Source organism: Saccharopolyspora cebuensis, from assembly GCF_039542665.1.
Lineage (GTDB): Bacteria > Actinomycetota > Actinomycetes > Mycobacteriales > Pseudonocardiaceae > Saccharopolyspora > Saccharopolyspora cebuensis.
The window spans coordinates 199,661-222,341 of sequence record NZ_BAABII010000016.1 but is presented as its reverse complement, the minus strand read 5'-3'; the positions used below and the strand labels follow the sequence as shown (position 1 = coordinate 222,341).

23 protein-coding genes are annotated in these 22,681 nt (G+C 74.0%); 9 read left to right on the top strand and 14 right to left on the bottom strand.

The window, feature by feature from the left end; translation table 11 throughout:
• Positions 1 to 6 precede the first annotated feature (6 nt).
• From ABD976_RS21205 to ABD976_RS21195, 3 genes are read left to right on the top strand one after another with little or no spacing between them, the layout of a single operon-like run.
• Positions 7 to 2,400, top strand: coding sequence for a wax ester/triacylglycerol synthase domain-containing protein (locus ABD976_RS21205; protein WP_345365899.1), 2,394 nt, complete (start codon positions 7 to 9; stop codon positions 2,398 to 2,400).
• Positions 2,397 to 3,311: a DMT family transporter gene (locus tag ABD976_RS21200; RefSeq protein WP_345365897.1), complete on the top strand. Its 915-nt coding sequence runs from the start codon at positions 2,397 to 2,399 to the stop codon at positions 3,309 to 3,311. Before ABD976_RS21205 ends, ABD976_RS21200 begins: the two co-directional genes overlap by 4 nt.
• Positions 3,302 to 4,030, top strand: coding sequence for an SDR family NAD(P)-dependent oxidoreductase (locus ABD976_RS21195; RefSeq protein ID WP_345365895.1), 729 nt, complete (start codon positions 3,302 to 3,304; stop codon positions 4,028 to 4,030). The genes ABD976_RS21200 and ABD976_RS21195 overlap by 10 nt, the downstream gene beginning before the upstream one ends.
• Before the next feature lie 54 nt (positions 4,031 to 4,084).
• Here the strand turns inward: ABD976_RS21195 and ABD976_RS21190 are convergent, their stop codons facing one another.
• The 10 genes from ABD976_RS21190 to ABD976_RS21145 all read right to left on the bottom strand — a co-directional run bounded on the left by ABD976_RS21190 (position 4,085) and on the right by ABD976_RS21145 (position 14,774).
• Positions 4,085 to 4,747 carry a VC0807 family protein gene (locus tag ABD976_RS21190; protein WP_345365893.1) on the bottom strand — a complete coding sequence of 221 codons (663 nt, stop codon included), beginning with the start codon at positions 4,745 to 4,747 and terminating at the stop codon, positions 4,085 to 4,087.
• A 67-nt stretch (positions 4,748 to 4,814) separates the two neighbouring features.
• Positions 4,815 to 5,816 (bottom strand): adenosyl-hopene transferase HpnH, encoded by a 1,002-nt coding sequence (gene hpnH / locus ABD976_RS21185; protein ID WP_345365891.1) that lies wholly within the window; start codon positions 5,814 to 5,816, stop codon positions 4,815 to 4,817.
• On the bottom strand, positions 5,816 to 6,415 hold the full coding sequence (locus ABD976_RS21180; protein WP_345365889.1) for a nucleoside phosphorylase-I family protein: 600 nt from the start codon (positions 6,413 to 6,415) through the stop codon (positions 5,816 to 5,818). Before ABD976_RS21180 ends, hpnH begins: the two co-directional genes overlap by 1 nt.
• On the bottom strand, positions 6,412 to 8,325 hold the full coding sequence (shc, locus tag ABD976_RS21175; RefSeq protein ID WP_345365887.1) for a squalene--hopene cyclase: 1,914 nt from the start codon (positions 8,323 to 8,325) through the stop codon (positions 6,412 to 6,414). The genes ABD976_RS21180 and shc overlap by 4 nt, the downstream gene beginning before the upstream one ends.
• A complete protein-coding gene (locus ABD976_RS21170) occupies positions 8,322 to 9,329 on the bottom strand; it encodes a polyprenyl synthetase family protein (protein WP_345365885.1) in 1,008 nt (335 codons plus the stop codon). The genes shc and ABD976_RS21170 overlap by 4 nt, the downstream gene beginning before the upstream one ends.
• A complete protein-coding gene (gene hpnE / locus ABD976_RS21165; RefSeq protein WP_345365883.1) occupies positions 9,326 to 10,687 on the bottom strand; it encodes a hydroxysqualene dehydroxylase HpnE in 1,362 nt (453 codons plus the stop codon). Before hpnE ends, ABD976_RS21170 begins: the two co-directional genes overlap by 4 nt.
• Positions 10,684 to 11,547 carry a presqualene diphosphate synthase HpnD gene (gene hpnD / locus ABD976_RS21160; RefSeq protein ID WP_345365881.1) on the bottom strand — a complete coding sequence of 288 codons (864 nt, stop codon included), beginning with the start codon at positions 11,545 to 11,547 and terminating at the stop codon, positions 10,684 to 10,686. Before hpnD ends, hpnE begins: the two co-directional genes overlap by 4 nt.
• Complete coding sequence (hpnC, locus tag ABD976_RS21155) at positions 11,544 to 12,443, bottom strand: squalene synthase HpnC (RefSeq protein WP_345365879.1); 900 nt, start codon at positions 12,441 to 12,443, stop codon at positions 11,544 to 11,546. The genes hpnD and hpnC overlap by 4 nt, the downstream gene beginning before the upstream one ends.
• 139 nt (positions 12,444 to 12,582) lie before the next feature.
• Positions 12,583 to 13,500: an oxygenase MpaB family protein gene (locus tag ABD976_RS21150; RefSeq protein WP_345365877.1), complete on the bottom strand. Its 918-nt coding sequence runs from the start codon at positions 13,498 to 13,500 to the stop codon at positions 12,583 to 12,585.
• A gap of 77 nt (positions 13,501 to 13,577) precedes the next feature.
• Positions 13,578 to 14,774 (bottom strand): dipeptidase, encoded by a 1,197-nt coding sequence (locus tag ABD976_RS21145; protein WP_345365875.1) that lies wholly within the window; start codon positions 14,772 to 14,774, stop codon positions 13,578 to 13,580.
• An 89-nt stretch (positions 14,775 to 14,863) separates the two neighbouring features.
• Here ABD976_RS21145 and ABD976_RS21140 point away from each other — a divergent pair, with 89 nt between their 5' ends.
• Positions 14,864 to 15,061 (top strand): hypothetical protein, encoded by a 198-nt coding sequence (locus ABD976_RS21140; RefSeq protein WP_345365873.1) that lies wholly within the window; start codon positions 14,864 to 14,866, stop codon positions 15,059 to 15,061.
• Between the two features lie 3 nt (positions 15,062 to 15,064).
• Here ABD976_RS21140 and ABD976_RS21135 read toward each other — a convergent pair whose 3' ends face one another.
• Genes ABD976_RS21135 through ABD976_RS21125 form a run of 3 tightly spaced genes read right to left on the bottom strand, consistent with a single transcriptional unit; the run spans position 15,065 to position 18,122 of the window.
• A complete protein-coding gene (locus ABD976_RS21135; protein WP_345365871.1) occupies positions 15,065 to 15,892 on the bottom strand; it encodes a carbohydrate ABC transporter permease in 828 nt (275 codons plus the stop codon).
• Complete coding sequence (locus tag ABD976_RS21130; RefSeq protein ID WP_345365869.1) at positions 15,889 to 16,758, bottom strand: carbohydrate ABC transporter permease; 870 nt, start codon at positions 16,756 to 16,758, stop codon at positions 15,889 to 15,891. Before ABD976_RS21130 ends, ABD976_RS21135 begins: the two co-directional genes overlap by 4 nt.
• Positions 16,755 to 18,122: an ABC transporter substrate-binding protein gene (locus tag ABD976_RS21125; protein ID WP_345365867.1), complete on the bottom strand. Its 1,368-nt coding sequence runs from the start codon at positions 18,120 to 18,122 to the stop codon at positions 16,755 to 16,757. The genes ABD976_RS21130 and ABD976_RS21125 overlap by 4 nt, the downstream gene beginning before the upstream one ends.
• 172 nt (positions 18,123 to 18,294) lie before the next feature.
• Here ABD976_RS21125 and ABD976_RS21120 point away from each other — a divergent pair, with 172 nt between their 5' ends.
• The 5 genes from ABD976_RS21120 to ABD976_RS21100 all read left to right on the top strand — a co-directional run bounded on the left by ABD976_RS21120 (position 18,295) and on the right by ABD976_RS21100 (position 20,983).
• On the top strand, positions 18,295 to 18,540 hold the full coding sequence (locus tag ABD976_RS21120; RefSeq protein WP_345365865.1) for a DUF2630 family protein: 246 nt from the start codon (positions 18,295 to 18,297) through the stop codon (positions 18,538 to 18,540).
• A 99-nt stretch (positions 18,541 to 18,639) separates the two neighbouring features.
• Positions 18,640 to 18,921 carry a metal-sensitive transcriptional regulator gene (locus tag ABD976_RS21115; RefSeq protein WP_345365863.1) on the top strand — a complete coding sequence of 94 codons (282 nt, stop codon included), beginning with the start codon at positions 18,640 to 18,642 and terminating at the stop codon, positions 18,919 to 18,921.
• Positions 18,922 to 18,981: 60 nt separating this feature from the next.
• The gene (locus ABD976_RS21110) at positions 18,982 to 19,482 is read left to right on the top strand and encodes a mycothiol transferase (RefSeq protein ID WP_345365861.1); all 501 of its coding nucleotides are present in this window, start codon (positions 18,982 to 18,984) and stop codon (positions 19,480 to 19,482) included.
• Positions 19,483 to 19,523: 41 nt separating this feature from the next.
• Positions 19,524 to 20,441: a ribonuclease Z gene (locus ABD976_RS21105; RefSeq protein WP_345365859.1), complete on the top strand. Its 918-nt coding sequence runs from the start codon at positions 19,524 to 19,526 to the stop codon at positions 20,439 to 20,441.
• A gap of 50 nt (positions 20,442 to 20,491) precedes the next feature.
• On the top strand, positions 20,492 to 20,983 hold the full coding sequence (locus tag ABD976_RS21100; protein ID WP_345365857.1) for a DnaJ family domain-containing protein: 492 nt from the start codon (positions 20,492 to 20,494) through the stop codon (positions 20,981 to 20,983).
• Between the two features lie 10 nt (positions 20,984 to 20,993).
• Here the strand turns inward: ABD976_RS21100 and ABD976_RS21095 are convergent, their stop codons facing one another.
• Entirely contained in the window at positions 20,994 to 22,637 is a 1,644-nt protein-coding gene (locus ABD976_RS21095; RefSeq protein WP_345365854.1) for an FAD-binding protein, read from the bottom strand.
• Between the last annotated feature and the right edge of the window lie 44 nt (positions 22,638 to 22,681).

Genomic DNA, 22,681 nt, shown 5'->3' with positions numbered 1-22,681 from the left:
CCTGTGGTGAGTCTCCAGCCGCGACGAGTGCTGCTGATCAGCGCCACCATCGGTGAAGGCCACAACGCGACCGCGCGCGCCGTGGCGGAGGCCGCCGAACAGCGCTGGCCGGGCTGCGAGGTGTCCTGGGTGGACGCGCTGGCGGAGATGGGCGGCTGGGTGCCGCGGACCTTCAACTGGATCTACGCGACCAACGTCGAATCGACGCCGTGGCTCTACGACCTGTTCTACTCGGCGCTGTGGCGGTGGCGGTGGTTCGCCGACTCCTCGCGGCGCTTCGTGGGCGCCTGGTCCGGACGCCGGTTGCGGGCGCCGGTCGCCGCGCACCGGCCCGATCTGATCGTGTCGACGTACCCGCTGGGCACCGCCGGGCTGGACTGGCTGCGCCGGCGCGGCGAGCTGCGCGAGGTCCCGATCGCGGCGGTGATCTCCGACTTCTCGCCGCACCCGTTCTGGGTCTACCCGGAGGTCGACCTGCACCACGTGATGAGCGAGGTGAGCCTGCGGGAGATGCGGCGCGCCGAGCCCGACGCCGTGGGGGCGGTGAGCGTCCCGCCCGCGGTCGGCGCGTTCCACCCCGCCGACCGCACGGCGGCCCGGACCGCCGCCGGACTGCCCGCCGACGGGTTCGCGGTGGTGATCACCTGCGGATCGCTCGGCTTCGGGTCCGTCGAACGCGCCGTGCGGGCCGCCCGGCGCGCCGACGGGGTGGACCGCGTGGTCGTGGTCTGCGGCCGCAACGCGGCGCTGCGCCAGCGGCTCACCGACCTGGCCGATCCGCGGGTCGTCCCGCTGGGCTGGGTCGAGGACATGCCGGGGCTGATGGCCGCGGCGGACGCGGTGATCACCAACGCCGGGGGCGCGACCGCGCTGGAGGCGCTGGCCTGCGGCCGGGCGGTGGTCATGTTCGAACCGATCGCGGGCCACGGCAAGGCCAACGCGGAGCTGATGGCCGAGGCCGAGCTCGCCGAGCTGTGCTGGGACGCCGACCAGCTCACCGCGCTGCTGCGGCGGTGGACCGAGCAGCCCGACGCGCTGACCCAGCTCGAACAGCGGGCGCTCAAGCACGCCCAGGCCGGGGACTTCGCCGAGCAGGTCGCGGCGCTGGCCGAGGTGCCCCGCCACCACGGCAGGCGGTCGCTGCGCCCGCAGGACGCGTTCTTCGTGCACGCCACCACCCCGACCGTGCCGCAGCAGATCGGCACCGTGCTCCGGCTGACCGGCAGCGAGCTGTCCACGCACGAGTGGGGCGAGCACCTGGCCGAGCGCATCCGCACCCACGCCGCCGGGCTGCCGATGCTCAACCGGCGCCTGGTGCGGCGCCGCGGCCGCCGTCCGGAGTGGGTGCACGACGCCTCGATCGACCCCGCCGACCACCTGCGCTGCCGGGAACCCCGCTCGGGCCGCCAGCACGCCGATCTGGTCGAGGAGTTCTTCCGCACGCCGGTGCGCACCGACCGGCCGCCGTGGGAGCTGCTGCTGATCCACGCGGAAGGCGACGAGGAGGCCACCCTGCTGGCCAAGATGCACCACGCGCTCGGCGACGGCATCGCGGTCAACGGGACGCTGGTGCGGCTGCTCTGCGACGTGCCGCCGCCGCACGCCCGCCGCCCCGACGACGCCCCGCCCTGGTACCGCCGCGCCGGGACGGTGCTGCGCGGTCTGGTGAGCCTGGCCCGGGTCGGTGCGGCGCCGGCGGGCGGGTTCACCGGGCGCAGCACCCCGGACCGCACCTTCGGCTGGCTGGAGCTGTCCGCCCGGGAGGTGCGCGCCACCGCCCGGGAACGCGGGGTGAGCAGCTCGGCGCTGCTGCTGGCCGCGGTGGCCGAGGGGCTGCACCGGCTGCTGGACGACGCCGGTGGGGCGGCCCCGGAGCAGCGGATGCGGGTGATGGTGCCCAAGACGATCCGCACCGCCCGGGGCGGTGCGGGCCTGGACGCGCCGGGCAACCACACCGCGTCGTTCGCGGTGGACCTGCCGGTCGGGCCGATGCCGGTGCGGCGGCGGCTCGCCGAGGTCACCGCCCGGCTGGCCGCCGCGGAGCGCGGCGACCACCCCGCGGCGGCGGTCGCGGTGCTCCGGGCGCTCGGCGCGCTGCCCGCCCCGCTGCACGCCCTCGTGGTGCGCACGATCTACCGGAAGCGGTTCTTCCACGCGGTGGTGTCGGTGATGCCCGGCCGCCGCAGCCCGGCGCACGTGGCCGGTGCGCTGATCGAGCAGGTGCTGCCGGTGCTCTCGCTGGCCGACGGGGTCGGCATCGGCATCGGGGCCATCAACTGGGGCGAGGGCGTCGGCTTCGGCATCACCACCGACCCCGGCCTGGCCCCGCACGCCGACGCCCTCGCCGAGCACGTCCGCGGTGCCTTCGGCGACCTGCGGCGGCTCGGAGCGCGCGGATGACCGCGGACAGCACCGAGCTGGCCATCGCCGTGCCCGCCGCGGTGCTGGGCGCCGCCAGCTTCGGGCTGGCCAGCGCCATCCAGCACCGCGTCACCAAGCAGGTGCCGCGGGTCAACGCGCTGAACCCGCGGCTGCTGTGGCAGCTCGTGCGCAAGCCGATCTGGGTGCTCAGCATCGGCACCGTCGTGGTCGGGCTGTCCTTGCAGGTCATCGCGCTGGCGTTCGGCCCGCTGGTGCTGGTGCAGCCGCTGCTGGTGACCTCGGTGCTGTTCGGCGCCTCGTTCGCGGCCTGGATGGCGCACCGCAAGCTGGACGTCGTGCTCCTGCTGGGCGGGCTGGCCTGCATCGGCGGGCTGTCGGCCTTCCTGGTGCTGGCCCGGCCCTCCGGCGAGGGCACCGGGTTCACCGGCGACCCGGTGGCGCCGCTGGCCTCGGTGCTGGCCCTGCTGGTGATCGCCGCTCTGCTGCTGGGGCGGTTCTCCGCGGGCGAGATCGGGGTGGTGGCCTGGGCGCTGGCCACCGGCGTGCTCTACGGCATCACGGCCGGCCTGATCAAGGTGGTCGCCGGGGAGGCGCGGGCGGGCGGGATCGCCGCTCCGTTCCAGCACTGGTCGCTCTACCTGGTGTGCCTGATCGGCCCGATCGGGTTCCTGCTCAGCCAGCAGACCTTCCAGCGCGGTCTGGTGATCTCACCGGCGCTGGCGGTCATCACCACCGTCGACCCGCTGGTGTCGGCGGCGATCGGGGTGAGCTGGCTCGGCGAGCGCATCGAGACCACCCCCGGCGTCGTCCTCGGCGAGGTGCTGGCCGCGGTGGTGCTGGTCGGCGGCATCGTGGTGCTGTCCCGCCGCAGCGAGCAGCTCCGCAAGGCCGCCGAGCGGCGCGACCCGCCGGAGTCCTCGTGGGGTTGACGGGAAGCCGCGCGGTGGTCACCGGTGCGTCGTCGGGCATCGGCGCGGCCACCGCGCGGGCGCTGGCCGGTGCGGGCTGCGAGCTGGTGCTGCTGGGCCGGGACGAGCAGCGGTTGGCCGAGGTCGCCGCCGCCACCGGGGGCCGGGCGGAGCCGGCCGACCTGACCGCGCCGGACGGACTGGCGGCGGCCGTCGAACACGCGCGCGGGGCCGACCTGCTGGTGCACAGCGCCGGGGTCGGCTGGGCCGGTCCGGTGACGGCGATGCCGCCGGGCACGGCGGAGGCGATGATCGCGCTGAACCTCACCGCGCCGGTGCTGCTGAGCACCGCGGCGCTGGACGGGATGCGCCGGCGCGGCGGTGGTCACCTGGTGTTCGTCGCCTCGATCGCCGCGGTGGGCGTGCGCGACGAGGAGGTCTACGCGGGGACCAAGGCGGGGGTGCGGGCCTTCGCCGCGAGCCTGCGCTGCGCAGCGGGTCCGGTCCGGGTGAGCACCGTGCTCCCCGGTGCGGTCCGCACCCCGTTCTTCGACACCCGGGGCCGCTACGAGCGCGGCTTCCCCCGGCTGGTCGAGCCCGAGGCGGTCGCGCGCGCGGTGCTGCGGGCGGTGCGCCGCGGCAGGCGCGAGGTCTTCGTGCCGGGCTGGCTGGGCGCCGCCGCGCGGGTCGGCGGCGCGCTGCCCGGCACCTTCGAACGGCTGTCCCAGCGGTTCGGCTGAACCGGCCCTTCGGCTGAACCGGCCCGGTGCGCGGGCGCACCGGGCCGGGCGGGCTCAGGCCGCCGCGGCGGCGGGCTTGCCGAAGCTGAGCCGGATGCCCTCGCCGCGCAGCTCCCGGCGGAACCACACCAGCGAGGCCACGGCGGCCAGCGCCACCAGCGCGAACGAGCCCACGGTGCTGACCAGCATGAAGTGCTCCAGGGTGGCCTGGCCCAGCACCCACAGCGTCGTCAGCCCGTTGACGGTGAACACCAGCGCCCACAGCAGCGAGACGCGGCGGAAGAAGCGCTGGACCCGGGCGTGCCCGGTCAGCTCGGGCGGGAGCACGCAGAAATCGGCGGCCAGCTTCGCGAGGAACGTCCGTTCGAACGGCACCGACACCAGCAGCGCCGCCGCGAGCAGGAAGTTCTGCACGCTCGGTTCCAGGAAGTAGACGAACGTGCTCCCGGTGGCGAACCCGAGTCCCGTCCGCACCACGAGCACCGCGGCCGTCAGCCACAGGACCATCGGGATCTTCGCCCCGATGGAGAAGCGGAACACCAGGGCGGCCACCACCCAGCCCAGCGCCGCCAGCAGGCCGCCGGTGAAGTCCGTGACCTGGAACAGCGCGTAGAACAGCAGCAGCGGCGCCAGCACCGTCTCGACCAAGTGCTTGGCCGCGTGCCACAGGTGGGTCGGCAGGCCGTGCAACTGCACGGTCAGCTGATTCGTGTCCATCGATTCCTCGCGGTCCGGCTCTCGCCGCGACCGTGGGTCGGGTTCTCCGGCGGCACGACCGTCAGCACTACCCGCGCATCGCACGGATCGACTCCTTCAGGGAGCCCAGCGTCGCCAGGACCGCGGTCGGCTCGTATCCACAGTGTGCCATGCAATTGGCGCAGCGGGAGTCCCGTCCGCGACCGTAGGACTCCCAATCGGTGTCCTCGACGAGTTCGCGGTAGCTCTGCGCGTACCCGTCCGACATGAGGTAGCAGGGCCGCTGCCACCCGTACAACGAGTAGGACGGGATGGCCCATGCCGTGCACTCGTAGTCCACCTTACCTTCCAGGAAGTCCAGGAAGAGGGGTGAGTGATTGAATCGCCACTTGCGGCGGCGGCCGTCGGCGAAGACCTTGCGGAACAGCTCGCGGGTCTCGGTCACCCCCATGAAGTGGTCCTGGTCCGGCGCCTTGTCGTAGGCGTAGGCGGGCGAGAGCATCATCCGGTCGACCTTGAGGTCGTTGTTGAGGAAGTCGAGCACCTCGACCACCGAGGTGGGTGTGTCGTGCGTGAAGAAAGTGCTGTTCGTGGTCACCCGGAACCCGCGCCGCTGCACTTCCTTGATGTTGGCCACCGCCTCGGCGAACACGCCCTCCTTGCAGACCGACTCGTCGTGGCGCTCCTCGAGCCCGTCGATGTGCACCGCCCAGGAGAAGAACGGCGACGGCCGGAACTTGTCCAGCTTGCGCGGGATGAGCAGCGCGTTGGTGCACAGGTAGACGAACTTCTTGCGCTTGATCAGCTCCTCGACGATGACCTCGATCTCGGGGTGCATCAGCGGCTCGCCGCCCGCGATGGAGACCACGGGGGCGCCGCACTCCTCGACCGCGGCGACGGCCTGCTCGACCGGCATCCGCTTCTTGAGCTCGCTGGCCGGGTGCTGGATCTTGCCGCAGCCGGCGCAGGCCAGGTTGCAGGCGAACAGCGGTTCGAGCTCGAGGGTGAGGGCGTACTTCTCCCTCCTGGCGATCTTCTGCTTGAGCAGGTACGCGCCCACGCGCATCGCCTGGCGCACCGGAATGCCCATCAGGACACCTCCTCGTTCGACTGGACGTTGAGCTGCAGGCGCCACGCGTGCAGACCCGGCGCGAGTTCGCGCAGCCGGGACAGCGCGCGCAGCGCGCGGACGGGCGTGCCCGGGCTCGGCAGCGGCCGTCGGACGGCATCGACCACCACCCGCACCGCGGCCACCGGCCGGTCGCCCGCCGCCTCGGCGAGCCACGCCGATTCCAGGTCGGCGGCCAGCACCCCTTCCCGGGCGAGCGCGGTCCGCCGCGCCCCGACCGCGAGGCGGGCCGCCGAGCGCACCGGCCCCAGGTGCACCCGCAGCCCGGACCAGCGCAGCGCCTCGGCCAGCGCCGGGGCCCGGGAGCAGGTCGTGGTGCCGCGCGGCCCCCGGATCTCGTCGGCGACCACGACGTCGCCGGGGTGGACCCAGCGCGCGGTGCCGCCCGCCAGCCCGGCGATCAGCAGCGCGTCGAAGTCGTCCGCGGCGTGCGCGGCGGCCCACTCGGCGCTGCGCCGCGGACCGCAGCCGGTGCGCCGCACCCGGGGCCCGAACCCCGCGCGCAGCGCCCGCGCCTCCAGCCGCAGCGGCGCGCACACCAGCAGGTCGGCGCCGCTCATCCCGCCGCCCGCTGGTACCGGCCGAGCGCGGTGAGCGGGAAGATCACCCGGTACAGGTGGTAGTTGATGTAGAAGTCGCCGGGGAAACCGGTGCCGGTGAACTGCGGTTCGTCCCAGCCGCCGTCGGGCCGCTGGGACGCGGTCAGGAACTCCACGCCGCGGCGGACCGCGTCGGTGTCGTGCCTGCCGACGGCCAGCAGCGCCAGCAGCGCCCAACCGGTCTGGGACGGGGTGGAGTCGCCCCGGCCGATCCAGGCCGGGTCCCGGTAGGACCGCAGGTCCTCCCCCCAGCCGCCGTCGGCGTTCTGGTGCTCCTCGACCCACCGCACCGCGCGGCACAGCGCCGGGTGGTCGGTGGGCAGCCCGGCGCGCACCAGGGCGGGGACCACCGCGCCGGTGCCGTAGAGGTGGTTGGCGCCCCAGCGGCCGAACCAGGAACCGCCTTCCTCCTGGTTGTCCAGCAGCCACCGCACTCCCCGGCGCACCGCCTGGTCCTCGGTCCGCCCCAGCACCGCCAGCGCCTCCACCACGTGCGCGGTGACGTCCGCGGACGGCGGGTCGATCACCTCGCCGAAGTCGCAGAACGGCAGCTTCCGCAGCGTGGTGCGGGTGTTGTCGGCGTCGAAGGCGGCCCAGCCGCCGTCGCGCGACTGCATCCCCCGCAGCCAGCGGGTGCCCCGGCGGATCGCGCTGCGCACCGCCGCGCGGTCGGGGTGCACCACCCGGTCGAGCGCGAGCAGCACCTCGGCGGTGTCGTCGATGTCCGGGTAGTTGTCGTTGTCGAACTCGAACGCCCACGCGCCACCGGCGGGCAGGTCCGGGCGCCGCACCGACCAGTCGCCCTTGACCCGGATCTCCTCGCCGAGCACGTAGTCGGTGGCGCGGCGCAGCGCGGGGTGGTCGGCGGGCAGGTCGGCGTCGCGCAGCGCGAGCATCCCCAGCACGGTGTCCCACACCGGGGACTGGCAGGCCTCCATCCGCCGCACCGGGCCCTGCGCGGTCTGCTCGCGGACCAGGAACCGGTCGAGCCCGGCCAGCCCTTCGCGCAGCACCGGGTGGTCCAGCGGGTAGCCGAGCAGGTGCAGCGCCAGCAGCGAGTACACCCACGGCGGCTGGATCCCGCCCCACGACCCGTCGGCCTCCTGCCGGGCCACGATCCACTCGGCGGCGTGGCGCATCGCGTAGCGGCGCAGCCCGCGCAGCGCTCGCCGGTGGTAGGCGTGCAGGCCCTTGTCGAGCGCCTGGAAGGCGTACCCGGTGCTCCACTGCGGACGGAGCTTCGGCCGCGCCCGGCCGGTGCGCAGCTCCCGGACGGTGATGCCCAGGCGGCGGCGCGGCCGCAGCGTGCACACCACGGACAGCGGCACCACGGTCTGCCGCGCCCAGCACCCCCAGTCCGAGACGTTGAACGGGAACCACGCGGGCAGCAGGGTCATTTCCGGCGGCATCGCGGGAAGTTCGTCCCACGACCACTCGCCGAACAGCGCCAGCCAGATCCGGGTGAACACCCGGGTGCCCTCCAGCCCGCCGTTGGCCAGGATCCAGCGCCGGGCGGTGACCATGTGGTCGGCCTCGACGTCGTCACCGGCGAGCTTCAGCGCCGCGTAGGCCTCGACGGTGGTCGACAGGTCGCCGGGTCCGCCGCGGAAGTTGGCCCAGGTGCCGTCGGCGCGCTGCTGGGACCGGATCCACCGCGCGGCCTCCTCGGTCTCGGTGTCCGTGCGGATGCCGAGGAACTGCCGCAGCAGCAGGTCCTCCACGTCCATCGTCACGTTGGTCTCCAGCTCGCCCTTCCACCAGCCCTCCGGGTGTTGGAGGGACAGGAAGTGCTCGCGAGCGGCCACCACCGCCTGGTGGACGTCGGTGACCTCGGTGGTCGTGGTCGCCGGCTGCTGTAGCTGATCGGTCAATGTTTCCTCCGTACGATGAACTCGGCGAGTTCGGTGAGCGATCGGACGGCATCGGGGTCGCCTTCGGGGAGCTGCTGGTGCGCGCGGTCGAGCCGCCGGGCGCATTCGGCGCGGGTCCACTCCTCGGAGCCCGACTCCCGCACGGCCTCGGCCGCCTCCTCGAGCTGGTCCTCGGTGAGCGCCTCCGGCTGGGCGTAGAGCTCGCGCAGCCGCCGCGCCGCCGCGCCGCCGGAGACCAGCGCGTGCACCACCGGGACCGATTTCTTGCGGGCGCGCAGGTCGGCGAGCACGGGTTTGCCGGTGACCTGCGGGTCGCCCCACAACCCGAGCAGGTCGTCGACGAGCTGGAAGGCCATCCCGAGCTCGGTGCCGAAGGCGTGCAGCCGCCGCACGGTCTCCCCCGGGGCGCCGAGGAAGCAGGCCCCGAGGGCGGTCGAGCAGCCCAGCAGCGACGCCGTCTTGTCGTGGACCATCCGCAGGCACTCGGCGAGCGCGACCTCGGTGCGCTCCTCGAAGTCCAGGTCCGCGGCCTGCCCGGCGATGAGCTCGCGGGTCGCGCCGGACAGCGCGCGCACCGCGGCGGCGGCGTACTCGGTGGCGGGATCCAGCAGCACGTCGGTGGACAGCGCCAGCAGCGCGTCGCCCGCCAGCAGCGCGGGGGAACGCCCGAAGACCGTCCAGGCGGTCGGCCGGTGCCGCCGCTCGGTGTCGCCGTCCATCACGTCGTCGTGCAGCAGCGAGAAGTTGTGCACCAGCTCCACGGCCGCGGCCGGGGCGAGCACGTCGTCGGGGTCGCCCGCGACGACGCGACCGGACAGCAGGACCAGCGCCGGGCGCAGCGCCTTGCCGCCCCCGCCCGCCGGGGAACCGTCGGCGTTGCTCCAGCCGAAGTGGTACTCGCACACCTGCCTGGTGTCGGCGTCCAGCCGCGCCACGGCCTTGCGCAGCGCGGGTTCGACGAGCTCGCGGCCCGCTTCCAGGGCGGGTGGCAGGACTGAGGTCATGCCGTCACCTCCACGCCGTGTCGTGCTCGCTGGTCCAGGTCGACGACCACGGCGGCGCGCGCCCCGCTGCGCACCGCGCCTTCGGTGGTGTCCGGCCACCCGGTCGCCGTCCACGCCCCGGCCAGCACCAGCCCGGGCACCCGGGTCCGGGTCGGCGGCCGCAGCGCCGCCGTGCCCGGTGCCTGGCGGAAGGTGGCGTGCGGTTCGCGGGTGACGAAGAAGTCCAGCACCTCGGCCCGCCGCGCCGCGGGGAACAGCTCGGCCAAGGCGGGCAGGAAGAGCTCCCGGAGCCGTTCGGTGCGCAGGTGGATGTGGTCGTGCGCCGCGGACTGCGACAGCGCGAGGTACTGGCCCCGCTCCACCCCGGAGATCGAGGTGCGGTCGAAGACCCACTGCACCGGCGAGTCCAGCGCCGCGGCCATCGCCCGCCCGGTGACCTTCCGGTCGTAGTGCACGTGGACGTTGAGGATCGGCGCCGAGGACAACCGCGACCACGAGGCGGCTTCCGGGACCGGCAGGTCGGCCACCAGGGCGGCGGCCGCGGGATGCGGGACGGCCAGCACCACCGAGTCGACGTCCACGGTGGACGCACCGCCGGAGTCCTGCACCGCGACGCGGAACCCCTCGCCCCAGCGGCGGATTCCGCGCGCCTTGCACCGGGTGCGCACCGCCACGCCCGCCGCTTCCAGCGCGCGCAGCCCGGCCTCGCCGTGCAGCTCCCCGAGGGAACGGCGCGGGACGCCGATGTCGGCGCTGGCCGCGCGGTCCAGCACGCCGGTGCGGAACACCTTGGCGGCCAGCATCATCGACGCCTCGTCCGGTTCCGCGTTGAGCGCGGCCACCGCGAGCAGCCCCCACAGGGCCTCGATGGTGCGGTGCGACTCGCCCCGAGCGCGCAGCCACTCCCCCAGGCTCAGCGCGTCGAGGGCCCGGTCGTCCGGATCGAGGTGGCGCAGCAGCAGCGCGGTGCGGGCGACCCCGGCGCGCTCGGCCGCGGGCAGCGCCCGGTAACCCAGCAGCGCGGGCAGCAGGTGCGCCGGTGCGGGCAGCGCCCAGCGGCGCAGCGCGGTCGGCCGCCGCTGCGGCGCGAGCACCGGGACGTGCAGCCGGTGCTGGACCGGCACCGCGTCGCCGACGCCGAGCCGGTCCAGCAGCCCGAGGTACTCGGTGTAGCACCGCAGCAGCACGTGCTGGCCGGTGTCGACGACCAGTTCGCCGCGCCGGAACGAGTAGGTGGCACCGCCCAGCCGCGGACGCGCCTCCAGCAGCGAGACCCGGAACCCGGCGGCCGCGCAGTCCAGCGCGGCGGTGATGCCGGCCAGGCCACCGCCGATCACCAGCACGCTGCCCCGGTTCACGGGGCGATCCCGGCCAGCGACCGCGCCGCGACCTCGACCTTGGTCCAGGTCGGCAGCGAGGTGCGCCGGTGCAGCGCCTGGTGCGGGTCGGCGACGATGCGGCCGAGCATCGCGCGGTAGATCCCGGCCATCGAGGCGCAGCAGGCGCGGCTGCGGCGGTCCAGCATGGGCAGCAGCCGGAGCCCCTCGGTGTACCAGTACTCCGCCCGGTGCGCCTGGAAACGGATCAGGGCGTCCCACTGGTCCGGGTCGCCGACGTCGCCGCCACCGGGCTCCAGCCGGACGCCGAAGGTGGCCAGGTCCTCGGTGGGCAGGTACGCGCGGCCGGCGAGCTGGTCCTCCCGGACGTCGCGCAGGATGTTGGTGAGCTGCAATGCCACGCCCAGCGCGTCGGCCCGCGGTTGCGCGATGGCGTGGTCGGTGGCGCCGAACACGCCCAGCGACAGCCGCCCGATCGACCCGGCGACGCACCGGCAGTAGTGCACCAGTTCGTCGAAGGTCCGGTAGGTCACGCCGCGCACGTCGGCCTCGCAGCCGTCGATGAGCTCGTCGAAGGCCGCCATCGGCAGCGGCATCGACTCAGCGGAGTCGGCCAGCGCGAGCAGCACCGGGTCGTGCGGATCGGAACCCGCCGCGTGCACCGCCGACCGGGCCTGCTTGAGCTCGCGGAGCTTGTCCTCGGTCGGCAAGTCGCCGTCGCCGATGTCGTCGACCCGGCGGGCGAAGGCGTAGACCGCCGACAACGCGCGCCGCTTCGGCCCCGGCAGCAGCCGGATCCCGTAGGAGAAGTTGCGCGCCTGGGCGCGGGTGATCCGCTCGCACTCCGCGTACGCGGCGCGGAGCCTGTCCGTCGTCCTCACCGTGAACCCCCCAACACGTAGAGCCGAGCCCACTCGGCGAAGGTCCGCGCCTTGCTCGGGCGGACGTCGACGCCCAGCGGGTCGAAGTCCGCGCGGGCGAAGGCCGCGGCGGTGGCCCGTCCCCCTGCCACGTAGCCGGAAACCGCGATCCGCCCCAGGTTGGGCAGTTGGCTGATCAGCGGCGCGCCGGAGTCGAGCATCCGGCGGGCCCGGCGCACCTCGAACCGCACCAGCCCGCGCAGCCGGGTGCTCGCGCGGTCGGCGGCCAGGTCCTCGTCGGTGCACCCGAAGCGCCGCAGGTCCTCGGCGGGCAGGTAGACCCGCCCCTGCCGGAGGTCCTCGCCGATGTCCTGGCAGTGCTCCAGGACCTGCAGCGCGCTGCAGATCCGGTTGGACATGGCCACCAGCGCGGGCTCGGCCCGGCCGAAGACGTGCAGCACCGACTCGCCGACCGGATCCGCCGACAGCGCGCAGTAGTCCATCAGCTCGTCGAAGGTCTCGCAGCGCAGCACCCGCTGGTCCCGCCGGTTCGCCTCGATCAGCTTCACCAGCACCTCGAAGGGGATGCCGCACTCGGCCACGGTGGGCGTCAACGCCTGGAGCACCGGCACCCGCGCGGTTCCCTGGTACACCCGTTTGAGGTCGTTCTCCAGCAGGTCCAGCAGTTCGGCGCGCGGCCCGGGCGCCTCGTCGCCCGCGTAGTCGATGAGGCGGAAGTAGCCGTAGAGGGCGTGCAGGTGCTCCCGCACCCCCTGCGGCAGCATCCGGGAGGCGACCGGGAAGTTCTCCGTCCGCATCCGGGCGAGCACCGCCTCACCGCGGGGCAGGTCCGCCGACCGCGGCGCATCCGGGGGCTCGGGATCGTCGCCCGACAGCGCGTGGTCAGGCAGCGACATGACCATGGACCCTCCTCCATCCGACGACCAGGAGGCGCAACCGGCATCGTATGAGCACGGCAGTGCGGTCGCAGGCCGAGAAGGTCAGGATTCGGGGCCCTCGCGCGGACGTTCGATCAGCGGCGTCCCCTTCGGATGATCACTGTGGACCTGTCCGGCACTGGTCCGGGTGCTCGCGCCCGGTACGACCGCCCTCCCGGCGGGGTCGGCGCGAGGACGCCGGACCGAGGTCGCCGATCCGGTACCCGTCCGGGTAGGACAGCGGGACGGGTGCGGCGGGGCGGGAGTCCGGCCGCACCGGGCCGAGGCGCACCAGGGCGGCCCGGGTCCGCAGCGCGCGGTCGACGAGCGCGCGGCCCAGCGGGGAGGGTTCCGGGAAGCCGAACGCGGCCAGCAGGTGCGGTTCCATCGCGCACCGCGCGGCCCGGACGACGGCCGGGCGCAGCGGGCGCGGGTACCAGGAGGCGAACAGCGCCAGGGTGGCCTCGGCGACCCGGCGCCCGCCGGGGTGGAAGCCGAAGTGGTCGCGCTCGTAGTCGTCGAACAGCCGGACGAACCCGGCGTGGTCCTCCGGGATGCCGGTGATGCCCATCCCCTCGCCCATCCGCCGCATGGTGTTGGTCAGCGCCCGGACCTCGTGCGGGTGCAGGCGCCGCCAGCCGTAGCGGTCGAGCCAGCGCGTCGGCGTCACCACGAAGGTGGACAGCGTGTAGAGGTGGTCGGCGTTGCTGATCCGGTAGCGCCCGTGGATGGCGTTGAGCCGCGCCAGCGCCTCCCGGCCGCGCGCGCCGCTGGGTCCGGAGTGGAAGATCTCGTAGAGCAGCAGCGTGGTGTCGTCGTAGCGGCGCTGCGGGCAGCGGACGAACTCGCCGGTGCGGTCGAGCAGCCTGCCGACGGCCGGGACGGCGTAGGTGCGGAACAGCGCGAACTCCAGCGCCTTGCCGATGTCCCACGGGAACTCGTGCTCGGCGAGCAGCCGGAAGATCTCCTCGCAGTCGCGATCGGCGTCCAGTGCCAGGATGCGGCGCAGCCGCGCGAAGCGTTCGCTCTCGCCCACCCGGTGAAGGGTGCCAGCGCGCCCGCACCCCGGCAACGATCACGGCCCGCGATCGCCCGGCAGGCTGACGCCCCGGGTCAGCCGTCGAGCTCCTCGATCGTCGCCGTCGAAGGCCGTTCGCGTTCGCCCAGCGCGGCGGCGGTGCGCTCCGCCTCGCCCAGCACCCGCAGGGCGTTGTGCCAGGTCAGCTTCGCCAGGTCGGTTTCCGACCAGCGCCGGTCCAGCAGTTCGGCGAGCAGGTTCGGGTAGCAGGAGACGTCGTCGAGACCGGCGGGGGTGAACGCGACGCCGTCGTAGTCGCCACCGATGCCGACGTGGTCGATCCCGGCGACCTCGCGCATGTGGTCGAGGTGGTCGGCGACGGTGGCCGGGGTCGCCACCGGGCGCGGGTGCGCCGCGGCGTAGGCGCGACGGGCGGCGTCGACCTCCGGGCTCTCGGCGGCGGGGTCGAGACCCCGCTCGCGCAGGTGCGCTTCGGCCGCGGCCGACCACTCGACCGCGGCCGGGAGCACGAACTGCGGCACGAACGTCGCCATCGCCACGCCCCCGTTGGTGGCCAGCTCCGCCAGCACGTCGTCGGGCACGTTGCGCGGGTGGTCGCAGACCGCGCGAGCCGAGGAGTGCGAGAAGATCACCGGGGCGCGGGTGGCCGCCAGCGCGTCGCGCATGGTGGCGGGCGCGACGTGCGAGAGGTCGACCAGCATCCCGGTGCGGTTAATCTCCCGGACGACCTCGACGCCGAAGCGGGTCAGCCCACCGGCGGCGGGGACGTCGGTGGCCGAGTCGGCCCACGGCACGTTGTCGTTGTGGGTGAGGGTGAGGTAGCGGACGCCCAGCGCGTGCAGCGCGCGCAGCGTCGCCAACGAGCAGTCGATCGAGTGACCGCCCTCGGCGCCCATCAGCGAGGCGATGCGGCCCTCGGCGCGGGCGGCCACCACGTCGTCGGCGGTCAGCGCCCGCCGCAGCGTCCCCGGGTAGCGGTCCAGCAGGGCGCGGACGCAGTCGATCTGCTCCAGGGTCGCGCTGACCGCGCGGTCGCCCCGCAGCTCGGCGGGCACGTACACGGACCAGAACTGGGCACCGACGCCGCCGGCCCGCAGCCGCGGCAGGTCGGTGTGCAGCACCGCCGAGCGGTCCTCGGCGATGTCGCACCGGTCGAGGTCGTAGCCGCAGTGCTGCCGCAGCGCCCACGGCAGGTCGTTGTGGCCGTCGAACACCGGGTGGTCGGTCAGCAGCTCGCGCGCCCGCCGGGCGCTGGTCGTGGTGCCGTTCATCGCGCCGAGCATAGCCGGGAACGATCACCGCGCCGCGGGTCCGCGCTGATCAAGTCGACGAACCACCGGCCGAACCGCACCATTGCGGGATGGACGTCTCCCCGCGCCCGCCCGGCGACAACGACCTGCCGACGCTGCTCGCCGAGTACGGGCACCTCGCCGCGCAGCTCCCGGGCGCCTCGCGGCGGCACGAGGCCGCGTTGCAGGCCCGGCTGGCCGAGCTCGACCGGCACATCGACCGGCGGATCAGCGAGCTGCCCGGCGACCGGCCCGCGGTGGAGCGGTGAGCCTCACTTGACCGCGCCCATCGACAGTCCCCGCACCAGGTGGTTCTGCGCGATCCAGCCGACCACCACCACCGGCAGCGAGGCCAGCACCGCCGCCGCCGACAGCTGCGCCCAGAACAGGCCCTCGCCGGTGATGAAGCCGACCAGGAACACCGGGACGGTGCCCGCGCGGGCCGCGGTGAGGTTGACCGCGTAGAAGAACTCGGTCCACGAGAAGATCAGGCACACCAGCGCCGTCGCGGCGATGCCCGGCGCGACCACCGGCAGGATCACCCGGCGCAGCAGGGTCGGCAGCCCGGCGCCGTCCACCCGGCCCGCCTCGATCATCTCGCCGGGCACCTCCAGGAAGAACGACCGCATCATCCACACCGCCAGCGGCAGGTTCATCGCGGTGTAGAGCACCACCAGCGCCCAGACGTGGTCCAGCAGCCGCACGTTCTGCGAGATCACGTACAGCGGGATGATGGCCGCCACGATCGGCAGCATCTTGGTGGACAGGAAGAACCCGAGCGCGCCCCGGGTGTTCGGGATCGGCGCCAGCGACAGCGCGTAGGCCGCGGGCACGCCCAGCAGCAGCACGAACGCCGTCGAGGTCACCGAGACGAACGCGGAGTTGAGCAGGTACGGCAGGAACCCGCGGTCGACGATCGCGGTGAACTGCTCCAGGGTCGGGGTGAACAGCAGCGTGGGCGGGTCGGTGGAGGCCTCGGACTCCTGCTTGAAGGCGGTGAGCACCATCCAGATCAGCGGGAAGACGAACACCAGCGCGAGCAGCCAGGTCGCCCCGGTCAGCGCGGCCCGGCCCAGCGGCGTCCCGCTCCGGCGGCTCACCGCGTCGCCCCGCTGACCCCGAAGGAGCGGAACATCAACCGCAGCGCGAAGGTCGCCACGATCAGCGTCAGGACCACGACCACCACTCCCATCGCCGAGGACTGCCCGACGTCGAAGCCCTCGAAAGCGCGTTGGTAGATGTAGTACGGCATATTCGTGCTCGCCGTGCCCGGCCCGCCCTGGGTCATCAGGTACACCGCGTCGAAGCTGTTGACGATGTAGATCGCGCCGAGCAGCGCGGCGAGCTGGAGGTAGCGGGCGAGCTGCGGCAGCGTGATCGCGATGAACACCCGCCACCGCCCCGCCCCGTCGACCTGGGCGGCTTCCAGCACTTCGGCGGACTGGGCCTGCAACCCGGCCAGGATCAGCAGCATCATGAACGGCGTCCACTGCCAGATGATCTGGGTCATCACCGCGGCCAGCGGGAACTGGGACAGCCAGTCGACCTCGGTGCCCAGCACGAAGTTGAGCAGCCCGTAGGTGGGGTCGAACATGGTCGTCTTCCACAGCAGCGCGCCCGCGGCGGGCAGGATGAGGAACGGCGTGATCAGCAGGGTGCGCACCACGCCGCGCCCGAGGAACGCCCGGTCCAGCAGCAGCGCGAACCCGAGCCCCAGCAGCATCGACAGGAACACGCAGCCGACCGTGAGCACCACCGTGTTGAACAGCGCGCCGCGGAACTGGCTGTCGGCGAAGACGTCGACGTAGTTGGCCAGGCCCACGAAGTGCTGCGAACCGGGGCGCACCAGGTTCCACGACTGCAACGAGTAGACGATGGTGAGCAGGAACGGGATCTGGGTGACCGCGATGGTGAACACCAGCGCGGGCAGCAGCGGAGCGCGGCGGCGCCACGCGATCGCGCTCATCGGTCCTCCTGGTAGGCCTCGCCGACCGTGCGGGCGTACTCCTGGGACTGGCGCAACGCCTCGTCCACGGTGATCCGCCCCGCGATGGCCGCCGAGAGCTGCTGGCCGACCCGGGTGCCGAGGTCCTGGAACTCGGGGATGCCGACGAACTGGATGCCCCGGTAGGGCACCGGCGCGCTGATGTTGTTCTGCTGGGACGCCTGGTCGATGCCCCGCAGCGTGGGTTCGGCGTAGGCCTCGGCGGCGCGCCGGTACTCCGGGATCTCGTAGGTGGACAGCCGGCACCCCGGCGGCACCCGGTTCCAGCCGAAGGTCCCGCCGACCTGGTGCACGAACTCCTTGCTGGTCATCCAGCGGACGAACCGCCACGCGGCGTCCTTGTCCTCGGTGACCTTCGGGATGGCCAGCGACCAGGTGTAGAGCCACCCGCTGTTGGGCGTGCGCAGCACCGGCGCCGGGGCGTACCCGGACTTGCCGACGACCTCGCTGCTGCTCGGGTCCTCGGTGGTGCTGACCATCGACGTCGCGTCGTACCACATCGCGGCCTGGCCCTGCGCGTAGCGCGTGCCGCACTCGGCGAAGCCCGCGCTGGAGGCCCCGGGCTGGCCGTGCTCGCGGACCAGGTCGACGTAGAACCGCGCCGCGGCCCGGAACTCCGGCGAGGTCAGCCGCGCGTTCCAGTTCTCGTCGAACCAGCGGGCGCCGAAGGTGTGCGCCACGGTGGTGAACGGCGCCATGTTCTCGCCCCAGCCGGGCTTGCCGCGCAGGCAGATCCCGGAGACCCCGGACTCGGGGTCGTCGAGGCGGGCGGCGAACTCGGCGATCTGCGGCCAGGTGGGCCGCTCCGGCATGGTCAGCCCGGCTTCGGCGAACAGGTCCTCGCGGTAGGCCAGGAAGGACGATTCGCCGTAGAACGGCACCGCGTACATCGAGCCCTGGTAGGACAGCGATTCGCGGATGCTCGGGATGAAGTCGCCGCCGTCGTAGGCCCGATCGCCGTCGACGTAGGGCTGCAGGTTCTCCAGCCAGCCGTTGGCCGCCCAGTCCCGCGTCTCGTAGTTGCTGATCATCACCACGTCGAACTCCCCGCCCTGGGTGGCGGTGGAGGCGGTGATCTTGGCGCGGGCCTGGTTCTCCGGCAACGACACGAACTTCAGGCGGATGCCCGGGTTCGCCTCCTCGAACCGGTCGGCCAGCGCGATCGCGTCCTCCATCTGCGGGTTCGACACGATGGCGATCACCAGGGTGCGCCCGGACGCCCCGAGCGCCCCGGCGCCGGCACATCCGCTCAGCGCGAGCAGCAGCGACACCACGGCCACCGCCAGCCCGGCACGACGGCCTCGCCCGTCTCCGCTCCCTCGCATGGCGAGCATTCAAAGCCCGACGATCATCGGCGTCAACCGCCAACCGGCAGTCGCGCCCCGCGCGCACCCGTGGCACGGCCCGAACGGGCACCGGCCGTGCCCGTGCGGGCCACCCCCGGGGCGGGGACACTGGCCGGGTCGCTGACCGACGCGGGGCGAGGAGTGCATTCGCATGGCCGAGGACGACATCTTCGAACGAATCGGCGCGCTGGTCGACGAGGAGCACCGGCTGCGCGAGGGCACCGAGCGCGGGCAGGTGGACCCCGCCACCGAGCAGGACCGGTTGCGGACCATCGAACGCCGGCTCGACCAGTGCTGGGACCTGCTCCGGCAGCGCCGGGCCCGCCAGGAGTTCGGCGCGGACCCGGACGCCGCGCAGCCCCGACCGGCCCACGAGGTGCAGAACTACCGCCAGTGAGCGCCCCCGGGACGTGGCCGAGACCGGTCTGATACCCCCTTGGGGTACAAAGGAGGTGGACCGGCGACGCGATGACCCGGCCTCCGGGCGGAGGGGACCATGCACGGCTACACCCATGACAAGGACGACTACGCCAAGCGGCTGCGGCGCATCGAAGGGCAGGTGCGCGGCCTGGCCAGGATGATCGACAACGACGAGTACTGCATCGACGTGCTCACCCAGGTCTCGGCCACCACGCGGGCGTTGCAGGCGGTCGCGCTCGGCCTGCTCGACGAGCACCTCAAGCACTGCGTCGCCGAGGCGATGAGCGAGGGCGGCGAGGACGCCGAGGCCAAGATCCGCGAGGCCAGCGACGCCATCGCCCGGCTGGTCAAGTCGTGAGGGTCCCCGCCCGCCCGGCGGCGCGCTGCTGAGGGCCGCCCCGCGTCCTATCGTGGGGCGATGACCGGTCCCGAAGTGCTCCTCGACGCGTTCAGCCGGATCCGCGAGACCGTGCACGAGGTCGTCGACGGGCTGTCCCCGCAGGACGTGGTGTTCCGGGTGGACCCGGCGGCGAACACGATCGCCTGGCTGGTGTGGCACCTGACCCGGGTGCAGGACGACCACGTCGCCGAACTCGCCGAGCAGGAGCAGGCCTGGGCGCGGTTCCACGAGCGCTTCGGCCTGCCCGCGGACGCCACCGGGTTCGGCGACTCCCCGGACGACGTCGCCGCCGTGCGGGTGGACCGGGTGGCGCTGCTCACCGAGTACCACGACGCGGTGCACCAGCGCACCGCCGAGTACCTCGCCGGGATCACCGACGAGGACCTCGACGAGGTCGTCGACCCCGGGTGGGACCCGCCGGTGACCGCCGGGGTGCGGTTGGTCAGCGTGGTCGGCGACGACATGCAGCACGTCGGCCAGGCCGCGTTCGTGCGCGGCGTGCTGGAGCGCGGCCGCTGACCGACGCCGAGCGCCGCTGGTGACCGGCTAGGGTGGCGGGCGTGTCGGGTCGCGAACTCGTGGTGCTGGGGACGGCGAGCCAGACGCCGACCCGGCGGCGCAACCACAACGGGTACCTGCTGCGCTGGGACGGCGTGGGACTGCTGTTCGACCCGGGCGAGGGCACCCAGCGCCAGATGCGGTTCGCCGGGGTCAGCGCCCAGGACGTCCACCACCTGTGCCTGACGCACTTCCACGGCGACCACTGCCTCGGCGTCCCCGGTGTGATCCAGCGGATGTCCCTGGACCAGGTCGACCACCCGGTGCGGGCGCACTACCCGGCCGATGGCGAGCACTACTTCGAACGGCTGCGGCACGCCACGCCGTTCCAGGACGCGGCGGTGCTCGAGCAGTGCCCGGTGCGCGCGGACGGGCTGATCGCCACCGGGAGCTTCGGCGAGCTGCACGCCGCCCGCCTGGACCACCGGATCGAGACCTTCGGCTACCGGCTGGTGGAACCGGACGGGGTCCGGATGCTGCCGGACCGCTTGCGCAGCCGCGGCATCACCGGCCCCCGGGTCGGCGAGCTGCAGCGCGCTGGGGAACTCGTGGTCGACGGCGAGCGCGTCGCGCTGGCGGAGGTGAGCGCGCCGCGCCCGGGGCAGCGGTTCGCCTTCGTCATGGACACCCGGCTCTGCGACGCCGCGTTCGCCCTGGCCGAGGGCGCCGACCTGCTGGTGGCCGAGGCGACGTTCCTGGCCGAGGACGCCCGCCTCGCCGAGCAGTACCGGCACCTCACCGCCGCCCAGGCCGGGCGGATCGCCGCCGAGTCCGGGGTCCGCACGCTCGTGCTCACCCACTTCTCGCAGCGCTACAACGACATCGCCCGGTTCCACGACGAAGCGGCGGCGGTGTTCGACGGCGAGATCGTGGTCGCCGAGGACCTGATGCGGATCCCGGTGCCCGCCCGCGAGCGCTGACGTCCCCGCGGGTGCTCGCCCTCCGGGCTCCGGACCTGGATGATGGGGGCATGACCGAACGCAAGCCGCCCGAGGTCAGCTTCGAGTCCTGGATCGACAAGCAGATCCGGGAGGCGCAGGAGCGCGGCGACTTCGAGGACCTGCCCGGCGCGGGCAAGCCGCTGCCCCGCGGCGACGAGGGCGAGGCCTGGTGGATCAAGGGCTACCTGCGGCGGGAAGGGCTCTCCGGGGAGGCGCTGCTGCCGCCGTCGCTGCGGCTGCGCAAGGAGGTCCAGCGGTTGCCCGAGACGGTCTCCGAGCTGCCCACCGAACGGGCGGTCCGCGACGCGGTCGCCGAGCTCAACCGCCGGATCGCCGAGCACCTGCGGGCGCCGTCCGGCCCGCCGGTGGTGATCGGACCCGTCGACGCCGAGGAGGTCGTGCGCGGCTGGCGCGACGCCCGACCGGTCCCGACCGCCCCGACCACCCCGGCCGCCGCACCCGGCACCGAGCCCGCCCCGGCCCGCGCGCCGTGGTGGCGGCGCGTGCTCGGGCGCCGCTGACCGCGGCGGATCAGCGGCCCGCCGCGTGCCGGGCCGCCAGGTGGCCGAACACCATCGCCGGGCCGATCGTCGCGCCCGGCCCGGCGTACTCGCGCCCCATCACCGACGCCGAGGTGTTCCCGGTGGCGTACAGGCCGGGCAGGGCCGCGCCCTCGGCGTCCAGCACCCGGCCGTGCTCGTCGCAGACCAGCCCGCCCTTGGTGCCGAGGTCGCCGACCTCGATGCGGACCGCGTAGTACGGCGGCCGGTCGAGCACGTCCAGGTTCGGGTTCGGCAGCGTGGGATCGCCGTAGTAGTGGTCGTAGGCGCTCTCGCCGCGCCCGAAATCGGTGTCCCGCCCGGCGCGGACCATGCCGTTGAACCGGGCCACGGTGCGGACCAGCTCCTCGGCGGGCACCCCGATCGACCTGGCCAGCGCCCCGAGGTCGGCGGCGCGGTGCACCACGCCGTCGCGGTGGTACCCGGCCGGGAAGGGACGTCCGGGCAGCACCCCGGCGAACGGGTAGCGGGCGCGGGCGGTCGCGTCCATCACGAACCAGGCGGGCAGGTTGCCGTCGGCGAGCTGGTCGTGCACGAAGTTGACGTAGGGCGCGGATTCGTTGGTGAAGCGGCGCCCCGCCGCCGAGACGATCAGCGACCGCGGCATCGCGCGCTCCGACACCAGCGGGAACAGCGAACCGCTCGGCTCGCGCACCGACGGCATCCACCACGCGTCGTCCATCAGGTCCAGCGCGCCCCCGTGCGCCGCCCCCGCCCGGATGCCGTCGCCGGTGTTCTCCCCCGCCCCGGCGCTGCGGTCCTCCCGGCCCCCTTCGGGCAGGTGCTCGGCGCGCATCGCGGGATCGTGCTCGAAGCCGCCGGTGGCCAGCAGCACGCCGCGGCGCCCGCGCAGCCGCACCGGCCGCCCACCGGATTCGGCCTCGATCCCGGTCACCGCACCGCCCTCGGTGATCAGCCCGCGCATCGGCGTGCGCAGCCGCAGCGGCACCCCGGCATCGCGCAGCGCCAACCGCAGCCGGGCGGACAGGGCGCGCCCGCCGGTGGCCATGTGCCGCCGCCGCACCAGGTTGGAGGCGACCCGCCACGCCGCCACCGCCACGGCCCGGCGGCCGCGCCAGGTGCGGGTGGCCATCGCCAGGTCGTGGTAGTCGGCGGCGGTCACCCACAGCCCGAGGGGTCCGGTCAGGGCGTGCGGCTGCTGGTCGCCCTCCAGCTCGCCGAGCACCCGGGTGTCCAGCGGCAGGGCCTCCACCGACCGCCCGCGCGGGCGACCGCCCTCGTACTCCGGGTGGTAGTCGGAATAGCCCTCGACCCAGGCGAACTCCAGCCACCGGCTGCGCTCCAGCAGCGCCATCAGCTCCGGGCCCCGGTCGACGTAGGCGTCGATGCGGGCTTCGGGCACCCGGCCCTCGGTGAGGCGGCGCAGGTAGGCCCGGATCGAGTCGCGGGTGTCGTGCAGCCCGGCCGCAAGCAGCGTCGGGTTGTTCGGGATCCAGATCCCGCCGCCGGACAGCGCGGTGCTGCCGCCGAAGTGCGGGGCCTTCTCGACGACCAGGGCGCTCATCCCGGCGTCGGCGGCGGACAGCGCGGCGGCCATCCCCCCGCCGCCGCTGCCCACCACCAGGAAGTCGACTTCGTGGTCCCACCCGGGCATGGCCAGCTCCGCTCCGCCGACGGCTGCCCGCCCTCCACGCGCGG

Coding starts and splice junctions, on each gene's coding strand:
- ABD976_RS21200 (WP_345365897.1), top strand. CDS start 2,397: ATGACCGCGGACAGCACCGAGCTGGCCATCGCCGTGCCCGCCGCGGTG.
- ABD976_RS21190 (WP_345365893.1), bottom strand. CDS start 4,747: ATGGACACGAATCAGCTGACCGTGCAGTTGCACGGCCTGCCGACCCAC.
- hpnH (WP_345365891.1), bottom strand. CDS start 5,816: ATGGGCATTCCGGTGCGCCAGGCGATGCGCGTGGGCGCGTACCTGCTC.
- ABD976_RS21180 (WP_345365889.1), bottom strand. CDS start 6,415: ATGAGCGGCGCCGACCTGCTGGTGTGCGCGCCGCTGCGGCTGGAGGCG.
- ABD976_RS21170 (WP_345365885.1), bottom strand. CDS start 9,329: ATGACCTCAGTCCTGCCACCCGCCCTGGAAGCGGGCCGCGAGCTCGTC.
- hpnC (WP_345365879.1), bottom strand. CDS start 12,443: ATGTCGCTGCCTGACCACGCGCTGTCGGGCGACGATCCCGAGCCCCCG.
- ABD976_RS21145 (WP_345365875.1), bottom strand. CDS start 14,774: ATGAACGGCACCACGACCAGCGCCCGGCGGGCGCGCGAGCTGCTGACC.
- ABD976_RS21140 (WP_345365873.1), top strand. CDS start 14,864: ATGGACGTCTCCCCGCGCCCGCCCGGCGACAACGACCTGCCGACGCTG.
- ABD976_RS21130 (WP_345365869.1), bottom strand. CDS start 16,758: ATGAGCGCGATCGCGTGGCGCCGCCGCGCTCCGCTGCTGCCCGCGCTG.
- ABD976_RS21125 (WP_345365867.1), bottom strand. CDS start 18,122: ATGCGAGGGAGCGGAGACGGGCGAGGCCGTCGTGCCGGGCTGGCGGTG.
- ABD976_RS21120 (WP_345365865.1), top strand. CDS start 18,295: ATGGCCGAGGACGACATCTTCGAACGAATCGGCGCGCTGGTCGACGAG.
- ABD976_RS21115 (WP_345365863.1), top strand. CDS start 18,640: ATGCACGGCTACACCCATGACAAGGACGACTACGCCAAGCGGCTGCGG.
- ABD976_RS21110 (WP_345365861.1), top strand. CDS start 18,982: ATGACCGGTCCCGAAGTGCTCCTCGACGCGTTCAGCCGGATCCGCGAG.
- ABD976_RS21100 (WP_345365857.1), top strand. CDS start 20,492: ATGACCGAACGCAAGCCGCCCGAGGTCAGCTTCGAGTCCTGGATCGAC.
- ABD976_RS21095 (WP_345365854.1), bottom strand. CDS start 22,637: ATGCCCGGGTGGGACCACGAAGTCGACTTCCTGGTGGTGGGCAGCGGC.